This window comes from Vibrio sp. V43_P6S15P86, from assembly GCF_009904725.1.
Lineage (GTDB): Bacteria > Pseudomonadota > Gammaproteobacteria > Enterobacterales > Vibrionaceae > Vibrio > Vibrio diabolicus.
The window spans coordinates 1-16,869 of sequence record NZ_WXWT01000155.1; the positions used below are offsets into that span (position 1 = coordinate 1).

At 45.8% G+C, this 16,869-nt stretch carries 15 protein-coding genes; 4 read left to right on the forward strand and 11 right to left on the reverse strand.

Translation table 11 applies throughout. The annotated features are described in order from the left end of the window. Nucleotides 1-471: 471 nt before the first annotated feature. The 4 genes from CAG69_RS06810 (at nt 472) to CAG69_RS06825 (ending at nt 4,549) form a co-directional block, all read left to right on the forward strand. The gene (locus tag CAG69_RS06810; RefSeq protein WP_161443354.1) at nt 472-1,704 is read left to right on the forward strand and encodes an L-lactate MFS transporter; all 1,233 of its coding nucleotides are present in this window, start codon (nt 472-474) and stop codon (nt 1,702-1,704) included. 67 nt (nt 1,705-1,771) lie between these two features. Continuing rightward, nucleotides 1,772-3,385 (forward strand): VRR-NUC domain-containing protein, encoded by a 1,614-nt coding sequence (locus tag CAG69_RS06815; protein WP_161443328.1) that lies wholly within the window; start codon nt 1,772-1,774, stop codon nt 3,383-3,385. 165 nt (nt 3,386-3,550) lie between these two features. Beyond that, entirely contained in the window at nt 3,551-4,198 is a 648-nt protein-coding gene (locus CAG69_RS06820) for an AcfA family outer membrane beta-barrel protein (protein WP_161443330.1), read from the forward strand. A gap of 15 nt (nt 4,199-4,213) precedes the next feature. Continuing rightward, a complete protein-coding gene (locus CAG69_RS06825; protein ID WP_104973619.1) occupies nt 4,214-4,549 on the forward strand; it encodes a NirD/YgiW/YdeI family stress tolerance protein in 336 nt (111 codons plus the stop codon). A 76-nt stretch (nt 4,550-4,625) separates the two neighbouring features. On the opposite strand, the gene yegS is transcribed toward CAG69_RS06825, so the two are convergent. The 11 genes from yegS to CAG69_RS06880 all read right to left on the reverse strand — a co-directional run bounded on the left by yegS (nt 4,626) and on the right by CAG69_RS06880 (nt 16,747). Next, complete coding sequence (yegS, locus tag CAG69_RS06830; RefSeq protein WP_161443332.1) at nt 4,626-5,528, reverse strand: lipid kinase YegS; 903 nt, start codon at nt 5,526-5,528, stop codon at nt 4,626-4,628. Nucleotides 5,529-5,536: 8 nt separating this feature from the next. Then, nucleotides 5,537-6,442 (reverse strand): LysR family transcriptional regulator, encoded by a 906-nt coding sequence (locus CAG69_RS06835; protein ID WP_161443334.1) that lies wholly within the window; start codon nt 6,440-6,442, stop codon nt 5,537-5,539. Between the two features lie 173 nt (nt 6,443-6,615). Beyond that, nucleotides 6,616-7,041, reverse strand: coding sequence for a bifunctional diaminohydroxyphosphoribosylaminopyrimidine deaminase/5-amino-6-(5-phosphoribosylamino)uracil reductase RibD (locus CAG69_RS06840; RefSeq protein WP_161443336.1), 426 nt, complete (start codon nt 7,039-7,041; stop codon nt 6,616-6,618). 49 nt (nt 7,042-7,090) lie between these two features. Then, a complete protein-coding gene (locus CAG69_RS06845; protein ID WP_161443338.1) occupies nt 7,091-8,407 on the reverse strand; it encodes a BatD family protein in 1,317 nt (438 codons plus the stop codon). After that, entirely contained in the window at nt 8,404-10,134 is a 1,731-nt protein-coding gene (locus tag CAG69_RS06850; RefSeq protein ID WP_161443340.1) for a VWA domain-containing protein, read from the reverse strand. Before CAG69_RS06850 ends, CAG69_RS06845 begins: the two co-directional genes overlap by 4 nt. After that, nucleotides 10,127-11,197 (reverse strand): vWA domain-containing protein, encoded by a 1,071-nt coding sequence (locus tag CAG69_RS06855; RefSeq protein WP_161443342.1) that lies wholly within the window; start codon nt 11,195-11,197, stop codon nt 10,127-10,129. Before CAG69_RS06855 ends, CAG69_RS06850 begins: the two co-directional genes overlap by 8 nt. Continuing rightward, nucleotides 11,190-11,768: a DUF4381 domain-containing protein gene (locus CAG69_RS06860; protein ID WP_161443344.1), complete on the reverse strand. Its 579-nt coding sequence runs from the start codon at nt 11,766-11,768 to the stop codon at nt 11,190-11,192. The genes CAG69_RS06855 and CAG69_RS06860 overlap by 8 nt, the downstream gene beginning before the upstream one ends. Then, complete coding sequence (locus CAG69_RS06865) at nt 11,769-12,731, reverse strand: DUF58 domain-containing protein (protein ID WP_161443346.1); 963 nt, start codon at nt 12,729-12,731, stop codon at nt 11,769-11,771. A gap of 12 nt (nt 12,732-12,743) precedes the next feature. Continuing rightward, nucleotides 12,744-13,727, reverse strand: coding sequence for an AAA family ATPase (locus CAG69_RS06870; protein WP_161443348.1), 984 nt, complete (start codon nt 13,725-13,727; stop codon nt 12,744-12,746). Nucleotides 13,728-13,812: 85 nt separating this feature from the next. Continuing rightward, entirely contained in the window at nt 13,813-15,114 is a 1,302-nt protein-coding gene (locus tag CAG69_RS06875; protein WP_161443350.1) for an anaerobic sulfatase maturase, read from the reverse strand. Between the two features lie 106 nt (nt 15,115-15,220). Then, nucleotides 15,221-16,747: an arylsulfatase gene (locus tag CAG69_RS06880; protein ID WP_161443352.1), complete on the reverse strand. Its 1,527-nt coding sequence runs from the start codon at nt 16,745-16,747 to the stop codon at nt 15,221-15,223. Between the last annotated feature and the right edge of the window lie 122 nt (nt 16,748-16,869).

Consider the following 16,869-nt stretch of genomic DNA (forward strand, 5'->3'; position numbering starts at 1 on the left):
CTTAATGCACAAAAAATCTAATCAGCCCTAGCCATTACAAAAGGTTAACAATTTAAATTTAAGCAACCCCTTTACATCCAATACTTACGGCGACAAGACGATATTTCAGTCATTTTTGTTACAGGGAGTTAACATGGTAACATTTTGAAATTTTTTATATGAAATGTGAGCTGTGCACCCAACTGCGCACTGAATTCTCTATTTTGACTAGTTCCTCGTTCCTAACAACAAAAATCATCACTTTTTGATAACACTCCAACCACATACAAAACCATGAATTCACATCCGCTTTTAATGTTTCAAATTATTTTATCAGTAGCGGAAAAAAGAGATTCCAATCACATATTTATTGGTTATAATCCGCGCTCATTGCGTTAATCGTTGAAAAACGCAAACTAATTTTGAGAAAAAACATCTTTAAACCAACCCTCTTTGCGGCATTGCCAACAAGAGGAAAAACTGAGAATGAAAATGAGCAAGATTGATAAAGCTATGCGCATCCTGTTAGCAGGGTTCTGTATCAACCTTTGTCTTGGCATCCTGTATGCTTGGAGTGTATTCAACAAGGCACTGGTAACTGAATCAGGCTGGAGTGCTGCAGAAGCTTCTGCACCTTACGCAACTGCAACCATCACTTTCTCTATCTGTCTTCTTGTTGCAGGTATTCTTCAAGATCGCATGGGTCCGCGTATGATTCTTATCCTAGGTACTGTTCTTACAGGTCTAGGCATGATCGCATCTGGCTTTGTTGACACTCCACTCATGCTGAACATTACCTTCGGTGTGATCACAGGTGCAGGTATCGGTTTTGGCTACGCATGCCTATCACCTTCTGCAATGAAATGGTTCCACGCTTCGAAGAAAGGCATGGTTAACGGCATTATTGCGGCTGGTTTCGGTCTAGCGGCTATCTACCTAGCACCAGTAACATCATCATTGATCGACAGCATGGGCATTCAAACGAGCTTTATGGTTCTTGGTGTTGGTATCCTGGCAATTGCAGTTCCTCTTGCAGCAACCATCAATAACCCACCAGCAGACTACACACCTGCAGAGCCTAAAGTAAAAGAAGGTCAAGCACCTAAAGCGGTTAAAAAGTCAGATGACCTAACTTGGAAAGCAATGCTGAAGACGCCACAGTTCTACTCTCTATGGATCATGTACGCATTCGCAGCTTCTGTTGGTCTAATGATCATCGGCAACATCACGACAATCGCAAGCGTTCAAGCAAACTTACCAAACGCCGTTTACCTAGCATCTATTCTTGCTGTATTTAACTCAGGCGGCCGTGTTGCTGCGGGTATGCTTGCAGATAAAACCGGCGGTGTTCGTACACTCCTACTTGCGTTCGTCCTACAAGGCGTAAACATGGTGCTGTTCGCAACGTTCGACTCTGAGTTCACTCTGATCATTGGTACTGCGATCGCAGCGGTAGGTTACGGTACACTTCTAGCGGTATTCCCTACGCTAACGGCCGAGTTCTACGGTTTGAAAAACTACGGTACTAACTACGGTGTGCTTTACACTGCATGGGGTATCGGTGGTGCAATCGGCGCAGCAGTTGTTGGCTTCTCTATGACGAACGGCGAAGGCTACACCTTGGCTTACACTATTTCTTCAGCAATGATGGCAGTATGTATCGTACTTGCGTTCATCACCAAGCCACTGTCTGAAGCGAAAGTAGCGCAGCTCAAAAACGCATAATTGCGAATTGATTTGATAGCGAAAAGGCTTAACCTATGGGTTAAGCCTTTTTTGTTATCGGTCGTTTATGGAAAGCCCTATCGAACTTGCACCAGACTACTATCTAGAAAACTTCTTTAAGCTGACTCACCACGCAGTAACCTGGTACAGCGATTTACTGGCCGAGGATGAACACGCTTGGCTTTGCTCGTTTGATTCCTTGAGCAAACACGCCCAATGCCTGTTGGTGCGTTTATACAGCCGAAAAGGGTGTTGGTTTCGAAGTGATAAGCTGAGTTATCAAGAAATACCTTCTATCAATGAAGCACTTGTAGAATTGAGTCAACATGAGTTTGTGGCCCTTTCCCCCACACTCTCTCATCAAGAGTTAGCGTCTAACTTACTGACGAAACCGGAGATTTCTGCACTTTACCCAGAGCTACCGAAGTCATTGAAGAAAGATGCCCTTGTAGAGCGTTTAAGCAACACGGAATTTGATCGTTTTGAGCAGCTTGAGTTTACGATCATCAAACTCAATTCAGCTCACATGATCGACGTATTACTCACCCTGTTTTTTGCCAACACTCATCAAGACTTAAGTCAGTTTGTGCTTGATGACTTAGGTCTACATCAGTTCGAGCAATACCAATTGAGTAAAGTGCGCCGTTTCTTTGATTCACGTGAGCAAATAAACCGCTTAATTGAACTGAGCCAACTGAGCAACCTGTACTGGCAATTTGATCGAAAAGACAAAGCCAATCTCGACTTATTAATTGAGTCAATGCCTCAGCCCGTTAATCACCATTACGTAGATCGTAAACGTGAGCACATGTTGAATGACATAGCACGTGATTACGAACGGCTTAATGATCTAGAGACCGCCCTATCTCTATTTAGCCAAACTCAGCTCGCTCCGAGCCGAGAACGACGTGCACGTATCTATGACAAACTAAACCAAGATGATTTATTTAGTGACATTGTCACAGAGATGCTACAGTCGCCAATTGATGTGTCTGAGCTCGAAGTCGCACAAAAACTTGAGCAACGGTTGAAGCGAAAACAAGGCGCGAAAGTACCAAGAGTAGCGAAGCCACTCTGCTCCGAATACCATATTGAACTGGATTTATCTCAACAACGAGTCGAGCTTGCCAGTAAAGCGTATTTTGAGTCCTTAGGCTGGAATGTGTTTTACGCTGAAAATACGTTGCTCAACTCGCTACTGGGGCTCGCATTCTGGGATGCGATTTTTGCTCCTATTGAAGGGGCATTCATTAACGCTTATCAACACCGTCCTTTAGATTTATATCACTCGGATTTTGTTACCAAGCGCCAAGCTTTGATAGACACCGCTTTTGCCGAACTAGAAGCAGGCAGCACCCAGACGTTATTGGCAAAATACGAAGAGAAGTTTGGCATCAGTAATCCATTTGTACATTGGAATTTAATAAGTAAAGAGCTACTCGAAACAGCGCTCAACACTATCCCAACCAATATGCTGATGGAGCTGTTCAAAATACAATTGAGCGACCTTAAGCTTTACCGTAATGGGATGCCGGATCTCATTGCTTTTAAAGAAAATGAGTTCGAGTGGATTGAAGTGAAAGGCCCTGGCGATAAACTCCAGGATAACCAATGGCGTTGGATCAAAGAGTTTACTCGCCTTAATGTCCCGTTTGCGGTGTGTTACGTCGCAGCAACTTAACTTACTCTATATAAAGAGCTTGGTGTTTGTTCACTCAAACCGCCCCTCGGTTATCGCCCCTTGCTCTTTTTTCTAAACATTTTTTCGTTTCTTCACGATCGCTTCACGCTTCTTCACACAAAATGCGCTTCTACTCACAAAGTTGATTTGAAGAGGCAAAATAAATTGAACAAAACACTTCTTGCGTTACTTGTTACCTGCTCAGTTTCGGTATCTGCGGCTCCTTATGTAGGTCTGGAATATGGACTAGGCACCACTGACCATGATTTGGAACCTCACTTTTCAACTGACAACGTAACACTCAACCCTGAGCTTGAAGACGGTATTTTCTCAGGTTTTGTCGGTTACGCGTTCAATGACAACTGGGCGCTAGAGTTGGGCTACAGCCAATTTGACCTTGATGATAATCGTTCAAAGAACCTTGGTATCAAACAAATTGATGGCAAAGATTACCATCATGAAATGGATTGGGATGCGTCAATCAAAGCCAAGCAAGTATCACTGTCTCCAGTGTTTAGCTATGCATTAAATGATAAGTGGACAACAAAATTCAAAGCGGGTCTAACGTACACGCAATACGACACCAAAGTTTCGAAACATCAAGAATATGAGCTTGTCGCGAATGATGATGTAGAAATGAACAACACGCTTTTCCACAACACAGAGAAAAACAACGAGCTAGGCGCAATGTTCTCAGTGGGTGCGGAATACAGAATTTTCCCGCAGCTCACCATAGGTGCAAACGCAAAATATCAACTAGACCGATACGCGAACACTGCATCCTTTAACGTAGGCACAACTTACTACTTCTAATTTAAGGAGAAGATAATGAAAAAAATGATTTTAGCATCTATGTTTGCCCTACTTTCAAGCTCAGCTTTCGCCGCGTTTAATGGTCCAGAAATAAGCGTAATTAATTCGGTGAAAGAGGCGCACAACGCAACCGACGACAGCGCCGTCATGTTAACCGGGCACATTGTTCAATCTCTTGGTAACGAGACTTACTTGTTCAAAGATGAGACTGGTGAAATCGAAGTGGAAATCGACAATGAAGATTGGATGGGGCTAGACGTTGGTCCAAACGATAAAGTGACGATTCGAGGCGAAGTTGACTCAGAGTGGACAACCACGCAGATCGACGTAGAGACCATTCAAAAGCTTTAATTCGCCTGACACCTCAACACAAACAACACAGCCACATATTGGAGGCTGTGTTGTTTATGAGCCGGAAACTACTCGTTTAGCTGGTCAAGCAAGGACAATCTTGCGGCAAGACTAATCGTATACTCTTAGGCTGAACATCAAACCGTATTGTTCTCGAATGATATGGCTCACCATCTAAATTAAGCGGTAGTGGATTTGGGAAGTCTATCTCCAACCAGCTTGCTCTTGTGTGTTTTACAAACTCACCTTTCTCGCTAGGATTATTGATCTCTTCGATAACTTTTGGCAGCTCATGAGGTAAAAATGGGCGCACCAATGTTAGATCCATCAGCCCATCATTAATCATCGCTTTTGGAGCTAACTCTTGCCCACCTCCAGCAAGGCGCCCATTACAAAACGCACCGAGCAACATTTCTCCCTGATACGCACCACCTTCAATCGTTATTGTTCCGTCATATGGTTTAAAGCCGAGCGCTTTTACAACACCGGTTAGTGTATAAGCGCCGCCACCAAGAAAGTTTTTAAGTTCAACAGGCGTTTCTGCCGTAACTTCTGCGCCAAACCCAGCTGTTGCCACGTTAATAAAGTAGCGATCGTTAGCCTTGACACAATCGACCAAAGCAGACTGCCCTTCTACGGCGAGAGATAAAGACGCCTTGATAGAAGCTGGCACTTGAATGGCGGTGGCAAAATCATTTGCGGTACCAAGAGGGATAATGGCTAACTCAGGGCGTTTTTCTTCTTCAATTTGGATAATCGCAGAAGCCGCCTCATTGACGGTCCCATCGCCACCAGCGACAACAATACGTTCAATCCCTTCATCAACCGCTTCTTTCACCAAGCGCGGCATGTCTTGAGATTCCCAAGTCACTCGCACTTGCACATCGACGCCCTTGTCTCTCATTTTCATGATTGCATCTCTTAACTCTGGGTTCCCAGCTTTTTTGCCGTTAAGGATGGCACGTATTGTCTTCTTCATTGCACTTCCTATTGGTTGATGACTTTCCCTGCTTGTTTAATCTGTGATCGCAACCATTGATGAGCACTGTCGTTTGTCCGACTTGGATGCCATATTGTGCAGAGCTCATAGGTTTGTTCATCAAATGGCATAGATAAAGATTTAACATGATAGGTGTGGTTGAACAAGTTGATCATCGACTCGGGCATTAAACCAATATATTCACCACCACAGATAACAGGTAGCATTTCCAACACGCCAGAAGCTCGATACTTTATCTTTCTTTTGTCCAAGTCGACAATATCATCGGCGTTTAACAAGCTCTTACGACTCTGCCACTGCGAAACCACCACATGTTCTTCTTCAAAAAATTGTTCAGCCGTAATCTCGTTCTTTAAGCGTGGGTGCTCCTCGCTACACACCACCACCAAGCGCTCAGTAAGCACAGTTTCAACTTTTAAAACCGTTCGTGCTCTTGGCGCGATATCAATGATCAAGTCGTAACGTTGCAAACGTAGATCGCTTTCAAAATCTTCCGTAAAGAGTGGATGAACCTCTAAAGCAATATGCGGTGCTAACTCACGGATCTGTTTCATGACTTGAGGGAGCAACTCAAAACTTGCAACAGAGACACAAGCAATGGAAAACACTCGATTCGACACTTTAGGGTCAAATTCGCTAGAAGCCGCCAGAGTTGAAGTAAAGTTTTGCACCGAAGTAAGCAGCGCAGGGTAAATATCCATAGCAAAAGAGGTAGGTTCTACCCCCTTGGTACAGCGATGAAATAAAGGTTCGTCATAAATATCACGAAGGCGTGCCAACGCTTTGCTGACTGCGGGCTGCGTGATACTGAGACGTGCTGCCGCTTTAGATAAGTTCCCCTCTTCATAAATGGCAATAAAGATGGGGATGAGATTAAGATCGGTCGGTTTCATGCTATTAAATTTTTCGAAAATCACTTTTTCTATTTTAATCTAACAGCATGATAGTTAACGTAGCCAAGTACAAGAAATGGGCGGTACGACCTGTTTTAATGAGTTTTAACTCAATTTTGACGTACTCCACTCACCGCATAAGTGAGTAGCTAACGTGCAAGCCAAAGCTTACATTAAGATTTGCCTAAATACGGGGTAAGGAACTCGCTGACTTCCTCGCCGCATAAACCAATTTCTACCTCAATACCGGCTTGTTTTAGAATCTCGATACCTCGACCACTGTTTCGCGGGTCGGGGTCCAATATGGCTACGACGACTTTGCTAATACCGGATTTTACTAATGTCAACGCGCACGCTGGCGTGCGACCTACAAACGAACACGGTTCGAGCGTAACGTATGCCGTCACCGCTTCTAACGAGCCTTGATATGCATTCAGCGCTTCTACTTCCGCGTGGTTGCCACCAATAGCTTGAGTATGACCTTCTGAAACGATTTGATTGTCTTTAACTAACACGCAGCCAACTGGCGGGTTGGGTTGACATTCAGGAAGCGCATTTTTGGACACTTCCAATGCGCGGCGCATAAACTCTTGGCTCATTTGAACTCTATTCTCTAATAAAAACGAGGCGCTATATTAGCGCCCCGTTTTATTCATTGCCATCTCTTCCAATGACTTTGTCCAGTCCTGGTAACGCTCGCGGTATACGGAATTTAAAACGTTGTTGTTTGGTCTGGATCTTGCGCCACATCGACTTCATTAAATGAGCGCTATTTTCACCATTTTGCATTCGCGACGCACTTTTTTGCCACGATTCACTCGTATCGGCTTTGGTCATTTCCAACTCTGCCGTATTTAAACGTAATTGTTTGTACAATACGGCCCTTGCTTCAGACCAACGTTTAGCCTTTAACAAACGGTGGAACGTCAACCATGCTGGTGTCGGTCTGTTGCGGTAGTAACGTTTAATGGCTACCAATGAAACAGTCACAAAACCCAACAATACAAGCGTGGAAACAATCCATGCAAAATACGTTTTGATGAAGGATTTCAACGTGTGCTTCGCGGCAAATGTTTTGCCCTCTAAAACTACCGTTTCCACTTGCTGAGTCTTACTGTTCCACCAACGGAACTCATAATCTGGCAGGGTTAATTCACCACCTTGTTGAATAACGTACACGCTCTCTTCTGTGCGTGTTGACTGGTAATCACCACGTGTTTGCGTATCTGTAAGACGGTGCGGTTGAGGATACGCTTGGTAACTGGTTGTTGATTCTCCTTTCAACAAGTCTGGTAGCAACACAGATAGCGAATCTTGAGCTGAGATAGTGATTTTACGCGTGATTGCATCCCCAACTTTGAGTGACTCAGTGGAGGTTTCCCACTCTTGTTTTACGTCTACGTGCGTTGCCGAAAACCAAGGCGTGTCACCGCTTAACAATCCCGATGGCAAGGCGGTTTTGAACTTAATCGGCTGCGTGTAAAGTGTGCCTGACACCTTCTCGCCGTCCGGCGCCGACACCTGAACGCCCACTGCGACAGGTGGAATCACAAAATCACCAGATGCTTGCGGATACAAAGTCACTTCCCAGCGTTGACGCGACCAAGTTTGTCCGCCCTTGCCCTCCGTGAAGTTAGTGGCTAACTGATTACGCTGTTTAGCGATAACATTGGGCATTTCAATACTGCCAATTCGCGTCCCCCCCGTAAACCAGCGCGGCGTTGCCACTTCGATGGTTAAAATGACTTGCTCGTTGACACTAAAACTTGGCGTTTTACGCTTTTCTCCAGCCGTTGGTTGTTGACCAACCCACGCTTGCAACTCAACACCATGATTGCGTTGAAGATCGTAAATATCCTGAGCGAAAACGTGACGACTTACGAACAGACTCAAACAAACCACTAACCATGCTACTATCCGTGCAGGAAGTACAAAAGAGGTAACGCGATGGACATTCATCATCATTGGGCAGCCTCCTCTGTATTGTGTTCCGTTGTCGTAGTTGAGCTACCCGTTGTTGGCGAGCGTAATTGAATTTGGAATTTAGCGCGTAAGAAATACTTCGGATCCGCTTCGACTCGCTTTAACCACTTGTCGGCTAATTCTTGGCTACCTAAGATGTCGTCTGCACTTAACGTCTCTTTAATCATCAACTCTGCTGACGTTTTTTCATCCGCCCCTTCTGCGGTTTGAGGGTTATCGCCTAGCTCGGTTGATGCTTCTTGCTCTGTTCCTGCCTGACTCTCACTCATCCGGTTGATGTCCTCTACAATACCCCCAATCACTTTCAAGTTATGCTCAACATCCGGTCTTAGCCTCTCGCTCAACGTTGGCTTGTTGGCTAGGGATTTTAACAAGTCACGTGCAGCCAAATATTCACGCTGACGCGCCAATGCACTCGCCGCATTATAAAGACCGTAATCTCGAACCTCTTCGGACGGGTCGTTTTGCATCTCCAAAAACGCACTGTGCGCGAGTTCAAACTCGCTAGCGTAGTAGTACGCAGTCCCTTTGCGTAATGGATCGACAAAGTGTTTCGCCGCTTCTAAATACGCTTGTTTGTTGAACAAACGCTGTCCTTGTTGATCTGGCGTTAGCCACAAATCCCACCACCATTGCGCCACCTTGTCGAAAGCCGTCACTTTTTGCACAACTTGTGGCTGCTCGGCTTTAACTGAAATGTTCTCGGCCAACGCACTTGTTGGCATCAATAACGTGCCGCTCACCATTACAATCACGCACCACTGCACTAACCACCCTTTTCTAAACCACAGCATCATGATCAGCGCGATTGGGAACAGAAGTTGATACCCCATGTCTTTCCAAGGCATTGAAGATTCGCCATTAAGCTGCATATTGCGCTCAACGTATCGGTTCAGTTGCTCGATATCACTGTTATCGACGGTCACTTCCACCAATCGACCGTTGGTCTGGCTGGCCAGTTTTTGTAGAGAATCCAAATCCATTGGGTTGTTACTCACAATGTCAGCGTTCCCTGCCGCAAGAATTAACAGTTGATAAGGTTTGCCCGAGAAATACGCTTGGTATTGCTCAATCGTGGCCGGGTTCACGCCGTCGCTCACCAACAGAACTGTGGAGCCTGGTTGACCTTGCAATTGTTGGTCAATTAACGGCAAGGCTTTTTCGGCAAGCTTACCTTGCACGGGCATAATTTCTGGCGTAATGGCCGCCAAGAATGGGTCAAATACTTTGCTGTCTTGAGTTATAGGCATCGCCACATGAGCACTGCCCGCAAACACGACTAAACCCGTTTTTCCGCCTTTTCGCGCGGCTAATAAATCGCGTATTTTCTGTTTGGAACGCTCAAGGCGGCTTGGTGGGAGATCTTTTTGCAGCATCGAGTCGCTGTTATCAAGCACCACAAGCATAGAGGCTTTATCTTCGCCAAAGGGAGAAGATTCTCGTTGCCACGTTGGGCCTGCACAAATCACAATGGCGATGAACACAATCAGCATCAAGAGCTTAAGCGGCAGTTGCTTACGCCAGCCTCGCTCACCTATCGTCAAAGCATTGCGTAAATGTTCGGGCAGAATATCCTTCCAGCTTGGCTTGCTTTCTTCTCGCCAGCGTAACCACACCAAGAAAAACATGGGTACCAAAGCCAGTAACCACAGTGGTCGAATAAAATGAAACTGCGTAAAGAATTGCGTCCAACTAAGAGAATCAAACATCGCTCTCTCCTAATGATGATCGTGTAACAGCCCTTCTTTTGAGTGTTGCGACGCTGAACGCGAGCAAATGCATGATGACCACTAACACCATCAAGTAATGGTGAAGGCTTTGTTTTGGGCGGTAAGTGGTGCTTTCGTAAAGTTGAGGTTCCAGTTTGCCAATTTCGTCGTAGGCAGCCGATAGTTCATCACGGTTGAGTGCTTCAAACGCTTCACCGCCGGATTCTTTCGCAATGCGATTAATCGTGTCCATATCCAATGCGGTTTCACCTATCGTTTCCGGATCACCCATCGCAATCACGTGCACTCGCACGCCTTTGGCTTTCGCAACTTTCGCCGCATCAATCGGCTCAACAAAGCTGCCCGTGTCGTTACCATCGGTTAATACAATCGCGACTTTTTCACGGTTTTGGTCTTGTTCTAAAGCACCACGCGACTTATCGCTTTGCTCAAAAACTTTAATCGCTAAGCCAATCGCATCACCAAGGTGGGTACTCTGCCCTGCCATCGCCACATCGATTTGGTTAAGCAGTTCGAGCCACACTTTTTGGTCTGCGGTAAATGGCGTTTGCACGAAAGCAGCATCACCAAAAAGCACCAAGCCTAATCGGTCACCTTTACGAGACTGAACAAACTCCGAAAGCACTTCTTTTGCCGCATCAAGACGAGAAATTTTTTCGCCTGTACGTGAGGTGAAATCTGGCTCGGCCATGGAGCCCGAAAGATCCACCACCACCATCACATCGCGCCCTAAACTCTCGCGAACTTGAGGCTCGCCTAACACGGTGGGTTTTGCCATCGCACACACCACCAAAAGCCATGAGAGAATTAACGTTGCTCGTTGCCACCAACTCGGGGTCAACTGGCTTGCACCTTCTGATGGCGTCTCGCCAATCGCTTCCACCAGCTGACTAAAAAACGGCACTTTGATCGCCATTTGCTTAGTGCGATATGCGGGCACCAAGTAGTACACCACCAACGGCAAGGGCAAAACCAGAAACCACATTGGGTGAGCAAATTCAAAACCAGACAAACCAGTTATTGATGCAAGAAGATCATTCATGTTGACCTCCCTGATGTGCTTTGCGTTTCAATCGTGGTGATTTCTTTGCCGCGCTTTTTTGAGCATCACAACGGTGTTCACTCACCCAGTTTTTCGCACGAGCAATTAGCGTTACTCGATCTTCGTTGGTTAGCGTAACGCTTGGGTCAACAATACTTTGTAGCCAGCGCTTTGAAAGCTCATCGTTAAAGACCACAATCGAGTTTGCTTGAGAATCTTCGGTTTGCGGATACAGCGCATCGAGCTTGCGCAGAAAGGCGGTATCAAACAATTTCGCGTTGCGGCTATCAATATGAATCAGCACTATTTTAAGCAAAGAGAACAATGCTTTAGGCATATCTTTGTCGCTCGGTTTGATTTGCGAAATCGCCAGTAGAGCTTCTTTTCGGTAGCGATTATGCCACCATTGCCGAGCCAAGCGATATGCGACATATACCAATGCAATGAGCGCAGCCGCCGCTAAAATTTTCCAGCCAATAGTTTGCGGATACCAACTCACGCTAGATGGTACGGCCACATCATGCAGCTCTCTGAGTAGGTAGGTACTCGGAGGCGTAGGAAGATCACTCATTTAACGCCCTCCTACTAGTTTTTGGAATTGTTTAATGTGCTCACCTGTCGTATCGAGTTCGATGTGCGGAAGGTGTTTCATCGCCATAAGTTGAGAGAGAGATTGACGCTGCAAGCTAGTTCGAGCCTCAAGCTTTGCGCTCGCAGCTTCTACCTTTGCTTTGCTGTCTAAGTTGAGTTGATACTGCCCATCACCAACCACCCATTTCGATTTTGCCAAATCTTCTGGTAGCGTTTGTTCTAATGGGTCACTGACCATCACTGCGAGAATGTCGTTGTGCTGTTGCAGCTGTTTAAGGTGGTCAAGATGGTGCTCCTCGCAGTCGCTCCAGTCGCTGATAAAAATCAAAGTAGATTGCTTGATCTTCATGCGTTTAATGAGCTCAATCCATTGACTGAACGTCACTTTTTCGGAATTGCGGGAGTCCACATTGAGCGATTGATTGGCTTTAGCGAGATGCTTAAGTTGCGCCAGAAGATCGTTTTGCGAACGCTGTGCCTTGCTGTGAAACAAAGCCTGCTGGGATGCGATGACAAAACCGACTCGGTCGCCATCTTTTAATACTCGCCACCCACACATCGCTGCGATCTCTGCTGCGACAACCGATTTCATTACTTGCGTCGAAGCAAAAAACATTGTGCTTCTCTGGTCGACACACACGATTACGTTGCGATCTTTTTCTTCTGTATAGCTGCGTACGTGCGGCTTACCTGTGCGCATCGTAACTTTCCAATCAAGGTTACGAATATCGTCACCTAATTGGTAATGGCGCAACTCTTCGAAGTTCAATCCACGACCGCGAAACAGCGAATTGTGGCGGCCTGAGAGTACGCTGCCCGCTTTTAGATGAGGAAGTAAACTGAATGATTCTGCTTGTGCTTGCAAACGTACTAAACGAGCGTAATCGCAGTACAAACGGGGATCCATCCCCTGTGATTTTGGCGCAAGAGTTGGCTTAGCCATAATGCCTCCCACTTACCCAATTTCTACACAATCTAGCAGCTCTTGTACGACTCGTTGGTGATCGACTCCGTCTGCTAGTGCATCGTAGGTCAAAGAAAAACGGTGGCCCAATACAAACGGAACCATGGCACGCACATCGTCAGGAGTCACATGGTCACGTCCTTGCATCCACGCATACGCACGAGCGCATTTGTCGAGTGCGATGGAAGCACGAGGACTAGAGCCAATCTCAATCCATTTTGCTAAGTTTGAATCGGCATAACGCTCTGGCTTACGAGTCGCCATCACTAACGCAACGATGTAGTTTTCCACCAGGTCTGATACCACGATGTTTGGTAACTGACGACGCGCTTCTAGCACCACGTCTGGCTCGATGTGTTTTGGCGTAATAATTTCGCTGCTGGTTTCCGCACCCAATTCTTCACTGCGCACCAAACGAATGATGTCACGTTCGGCTTCATCTTCTGGATAATCGACGGTAACCTTCATGATAAAGCGGTCCATTTGCGCTTCTGGCAGCGGGTACGTGCCCTCTTGCTCTACAGGGTTTTGCGTTGCAAGCACCATAAATAAGTCTGGCAATACGTGAGTTTTATCGCCTACCGTGATTGTGCCTTCGGCCATGGCTTCAAGCAGTGCTGCTTGTACTTTGGCTGGTGCACGGTTGACCTCATCAGCAAGTACAATGCTGTTAAAAATTGGCCCTGGCTGAAAATGGAGTTGCGGCTTACCATCCAGCTCTTGATAAACCTCAGTACCCGTCACGTCAGATGGTAAAAGATCCGGCGTAAACTGGATTCGACCAAAACTGGTGTTTAACAAGTTCGCCAACGATTTTACGGAACGTGTTTTTGCCGTTCCCGGTAAACCTTCTAGCAGAATATGCCCATTTGTTAATAACCCGATGACTAAAGCTCGAACCACGTGGCTTTGTCCAATGACGCTTTTTTCTGTTTGTTCGATGAATTCTTTTATCGCTTGTTGTGCGTGGTTCATAGGATACCTTTTCAATGGTTTAAGCCGTCTTTTCGATAGTTAAGTATAAGAACAAATGAAATAACTTAAGGTTATATTCACTATGTTATCTTTGCGGTTCTTGAGATTGGAGAAGTTGTGCAAGACCAACCAACATCGGTAACGCATAATCAAAGAACATTTTGATTCCCGAACACAAATAGTTTAGACCACTCTCACCATTCGGCGTTTTGATCAAACGGTTTTTCGGACACTCGCCCCAGCAATAAGGCAAGTAGGGACACTGCTTACAATACGTCGGCAAAGATTCGCGTTTTGCCATGCCAAAGGTGTATTGTCGTGTAGAGAAAGCCATGTCATTCAATGAGTGTTCATGAATGTTGGCGAGTTTGTATTCTGGGTACACATAGTGGTCGCAACTGAACACATCGCCATTGTGCTCAATCGCCAAGCCTTTGCCACAAAACTCAGCCGTCACGCAAAGCTGAGACGGTTTCCCCAATACTTGCGCTACCGCGGTTTCAAACAGGTTAACCAGTACACGGCCAAGATCGTTATTCACCCATTCTTCAAAGGTCGCCATTAAAAAGCGTCCCCAGTCTTCAGGATCGACCGTCCAATCCGTCACAACAGACATTGGATGACCCGGTTTCGCCAGATCACTGCCTTTGGTTGGGATCATCTGTTCGTTCCAAAACTGCGGTGCGGTTGTTTGGAAGTCGTTCGCTTCAACCACCGGTGCAAACTGAATGTATGTCACACCCAGCTCTTGGGTTAAAAATCGATACACTTCGAGCGGGTATTTCGCATTGTGACGATTTACCGTCACCAACGCGTTGAATTTCACGCCATGCGCTTTGAGCTTATCTACCGCTTTTATCACCAGATCAAACGTCGGCTTACCGCTGCGGGTTTTGCGATATTTGTCGTGCAGATCTCGTGGCCCATCAATCGACAAGCCAACTAGGAAGTTGTGCTCTTTTAAAAACGCACACCACTCATCGTTTAGCAAAATGCCGTTGGTCTGAAGGTCGTTTTCAATGCGAACGCCTTCCGGCTGATGTTTCTTTTGCAAAGCTACAACATTGCGGAAATAGTCCAACCCAAGCAGCGTTGGCTCCCCACCCTGCCATGAGAAAACAATTTCTTCGCCATCCTGACTTTCGATGTAGCTTTTCACGAACGCTTCCAATGTTGCGTCGTCCATTTTGGGCTGCTTTTCTTGGTGCAGTAGATTTTCTTTATGCAGATAAAAGCAGTACTGACAATCGATATTGCATTTTGCTCCGCCTGGCTTTGCCATCACATGGAATCGACGGTCGTACGCACCCGGAACCGTTGCTTTAGACGCCGTTTTAAGAGGAACAATAGGCATAGTAGTAGAATGGCGAGGGGAAATCTTACTCATACGTTTCTCACTATTTAATATACCCAAATAACCTCGTAATCACATTTCAGCAGGAATTGAAGCTATTTGGGTATATAGCGCTCCGAAAAGCGCTATATAATCTTAATTACTTAGAAGACTTAGGTACGAACGAACCTGCTTCCATACGAGGTGGGAATTCTTTGAATGTACCCATCACTTCTTTCACTGTATCCATCGCTGGCATCATCAAGAATGAACGCTCGTACATCCAACGAGAGTAACCCATACCTTGGTCACCACGTTCGAATGGGTCGATGCTCAAGTCGAAGATCAATGGAACACGAAGTTTAGTGAAAGGCTTACGCCATACATCCATGCCCGTTTCATTCTCTTGAATCATAAAGTGGAACTTGTACTTTCCTTGACGTAATGCCACAAGATCGCCGTCATCGCTCCAGTAAACGAATTCATTACGAGCAGATTTGTCTGATTTACCCGTTAGATATGGCAGTTGGTTGTAACCATCTAGGTGAACTTTATAGTCCATATCACCAACTTTCTTACCTTTTAGTAATTCATCTTTAACTTTGGTGTCACCCGCTGCAGCAACCAATGTCGGGAAGAAATCCTCTAATGACATCATGCCGTTGAACGTTTTACCTGCTTCGATGTTTCCAGGCCATTTAATCAACATCGGCACACGGAAACTCCCTTCCCAGCCAGTGTTTTTCTCTGAGCGGAACGGTGTCATCCCTGCATCCGGCCACAAATCAACCATAGGGCCGTTGTCAGTGGTGTAAACAATAATTGTATTGTCATCCACACCTAACTCTTTGATCTTGTTAAGTAGCTGACCGATTTGGTCATCGTGCTGCTTAACACCATCCGCGTAGAAACCAGCGCCTGTTTTACCTTGGTATTCTTCAGGAACATGCGTGAAGTTGTGCATGCGAGTGGTGTTAAACCAAGTAAAGAACGGCTTGTCCGCTTTTACTTGCTTTTCTATGAAGGTTTCCGCGGCATCAAGGAATTCACCGTCAACATTTTCCATACGCTTACGCGTAAGTGGACCGGTATCTTCAATTTTGCCGTCAGCGTAAGAGTGGATTACGCCACGAGGGCCAAATTTCTTCTTGAACTCTGGATCTTTAGGATAATCCACGTTCTCTGGCTCTTCTTCCGCGTTCAAGTGATATAGGTTGCCGAAAAACTCATCAAAACCGTGGTTGGTAGGAAGGTGTTCGTCTCGGTCGCCTAAATGGTTCTTACCAAATTGTCCGGTTGCATAACCCATTTGCTTAAGCACGGTTGCAATCGTTGGATCTTTTTCCGAGATACCTTCCGGAGCGCCTGGTAAGCCCACTTTTGATAGACCTGTACGTTTTGGCATTTGACCAGTGATGAATGCAGAACGGCCTGCTGTCGAGCTTTGCTGTGCATAGAAGTTAGTGAACTTCGCACCTTCTTTAGCAATGCTATCGATGTTTGGCGTGTTATACGCCATCATGCCTTGGTTGTAGGTACTAAGGTTCCAGTAACCAACATCATCACCAAAGATGACAAGAATGTTGGGTTTGTCCGCTGCGTGTGCAACTGCAGATGCAGCGCCCAAAGCTAACGTACATGCGTTAAGTACGAGTTTTTTACTGCTCGTTTTGGTCGCATTTTTCATATTATCTCCAAGAGTTCGCTAGTGCGTAAAAAATGGTATTCGCTTTTCAATACCATTGTTGATATAAGATAAAGCACTAATTTCAGGCGATAAATGCAGTCAAAATTAGTTAACCTATAAAT